General features: G+C 69.3%; 3 protein-coding genes. 2 read left to right on the forward strand and 1 reads right to left on the reverse strand.

What is annotated here, in order from left to right:
• Positions 1-238 precede the first annotated feature (238 nt).
• A complete protein-coding gene (locus AB0915_RS39040; RefSeq protein WP_366696135.1) occupies positions 239-823 on the reverse strand; it encodes a TMEM165/GDT1 family protein in 585 nt (194 codons plus the stop codon).
• A gap of 349 nt (positions 824-1,172) precedes the next feature.
• Between AB0915_RS39040 and AB0915_RS39045 the strand changes: the two genes are divergently transcribed.
• Together AB0915_RS39045 and AB0915_RS39050 are read left to right on the forward strand one after the other, a co-directional pair.
• Entirely contained in the window at positions 1,173-1,583 is a 411-nt protein-coding gene (locus AB0915_RS39045; RefSeq protein ID WP_366696137.1) for a (2Fe-2S) ferredoxin domain-containing protein, read from the forward strand.
• 112 nt (positions 1,584-1,695) lie between these two features.
• A complete protein-coding gene (locus AB0915_RS39050; RefSeq protein WP_366696139.1) occupies positions 1,696-2,025 on the forward strand; it encodes a hypothetical protein in 330 nt (109 codons plus the stop codon).
• Positions 2,026-2,157 lie beyond the last annotated feature (132 nt).

The raw sequence follows: 2,157 nt of genomic DNA on the forward strand, positions 1-2,157 counted from the left end.
CTGCCTGGCGACGCCTGGCACGCACGCGCGCTGCGTTGTCGGGCTCGCCCCGATACGCCCAGTATCGGGGCGACCCTCCGCCTTGCGATCGCACGCACCAGACGCCGCCAGACCCGCCCTACGGGATGACGACGCTACTTTCGAAACACGCCCTGGTGCCGGGCTCCGGACACGCCGAAGCCCGGCGGGCGCACGGGGCGGCCGTCGGGCTTCGTGGTGGCTGCGTTACGGAACCGGCTCAGGCCATAAAGATCTCGACGACCGACCAGATCGCCAGCCCCAGCATGCACAGGCCACCGATGCGCTGCACCGTCTTGAGCGGCACCCGCTTGGCGATGAAGCGCCCGGCGACCAGCGCCAGCGCCGAGACGGACATCAGCGCGGCCGCGGACCCGATGGCCGTGGACCAGGTGCCGTTGCTGGCGGCCAGGTTGGCGGTGGTGATCTGGGTGAGGTCACCCCATTCGCTGATGAACACCGCCATGAACGCGGTCGAGTAGACCGGCCAGAAGCCGGTCACGGTCCTGGTTTCGCTCTCCTCGTCGCCGTCGCCGCCCCCGTCGCGCAGCAGCATGAACGCGCCGAACGCGAAGAGGGCGGCCGAGACGAGCTTGACTATCCAGTCGGGCAGCAGCCCGATCAGACCGCCCGCGCCGACGGCGATCGCGACATGCACGAGGAACGCGGACGAGGTGCCGAACCAGACGTAGAGCGGCCGCATGCGCGTGCCCATGGCCAGCGACGCGAACATGGTCTTGTCGGGGAGTTCCGCGAGGAAGATCAGCCCGAAGGCGGTGACGATCGCCAGGGGGTCGAGATGCATTCCGGGTGGCTTTCTGTGAGAGCCGGGCCCGGGCCTTTCCGCGAAGCGCCACTCGGGCTTTTCGGAGGACCACTCGGCCCGGCATGACCGCAGCGCCCACAGGGTGTGGACGTGTCATACCTGACCGAAGGTCTCGCCCGCCCGTAATGATCTACGAGCCCGGCCACCGGGAACCCGGGGGTTCCAGTGTGTCGACGACCGGTTTGCGGGGCTACTCCCCTTCGCAGCCATCCACCTTACCTCACCGGTTCACTCGGCCGCCGAGAGAGGGGTGCAGGTGTTCGATTGCGGAGAGTGCTCGATAGGGTCCCACGGTGATCATCCGCGCCACCACCTGGAGCGTTCCCGCATGAGCCGCCGCACGCGCAAGGCCGCCGCGCCCGCCCAGGGCGCGCCCCGCCCCACCATCAGCGTCTGCCGCGGCTGCTGCTGCGGTACGCCGAAGATCCCGGACGTGGACCATGCCGGACAGCTCGCCACACTGCGCCGGTCACTCGGCGAGGTCGCCACGGTGCGGGCCGTCGAATGTCTGGACGCGTGCGAGCAGGCCAATGTGATGGTCGTGCAGCCGTCGGCCGAGGGCAGGCGGGCGGGTGGCCGCCCGGTCTGGCTCGGGCTGGTCAACGACCCGGATGCCGTCGCCGACATCGTCACCTGGGTCGAGGCGGGCGGCCCCGGCCTCGCGGACGCCCCCGACATTCTCGACCTCTACACGTTCCGGCCCTCGCGCCGTATCGCGCAGGAACTGGACAGGGCCTGACGACCTCCCCCGCGATGGGGAGTGGATCAGTGAGCGGAGTCGCAGGGCGTCGGGAGCCCACTCCCTATCGCGGGGGAGGCCGTAAGGGCTGTCCCGGATCTCCTTCTCCCGGTTGCGGTCGAGGAAGTCCGCCACGAGCGGGGCGATCTCCGGGAGATGGTCCTCCAGCGCGAAGTGCCCGACCGACCTCGTCGTCGAGGCGGCCATCGGTGCCGACGCACTGGGTGCGCGCATGGCCGGAGGCGGATTCGGCGGGTCCGTGATCACCTTGGTGGAGACCGCGATGCCGCCGCAGATCCAGGACGACAGCAGGCGCGTGTTCGGTGCCGAGGGATTCCTTGCACCACGCTGCTTCAGCGCGATGCCCGCGCCGGGTGCCGGCCGGATCGGTTCACGAGGTCCGCGCCGGACGGCCGGGCCACGATGCCCGGCCTTGCGGTAATCTGGATTTGTTGAATTGTGATGCTTTTCGTGCGTTGACCATGACGTTCATGGTGGAGTCGGCACACAGACGATCAGGGATGGGCTTGTGACGGACGCAGGACTGCTCGCACCCCAGCGCAGGGCACTGATT

This window comes from Streptomyces sp. NPDC048411 (assembly GCF_040704695.1).
Taxonomy (GTDB): Bacteria; Actinomycetota; Actinomycetes; order Streptomycetales; family Streptomycetaceae; genus Streptomyces.

What these genes read in the sequence shown, in the direction of transcription:
- AB0915_RS39040 (WP_366696135.1), bottom strand. Translation starts at nt 823, where the DNA reads ATGCATCTCGACCCCCTGGCGATCGTCACCGCCTTCGGGCTGATCTTC.
- AB0915_RS39045 (WP_366696137.1), top strand. Translation starts at nt 1,173, where the DNA reads ATGAGCCGCCGCACGCGCAAGGCCGCCGCGCCCGCCCAGGGCGCGCCC.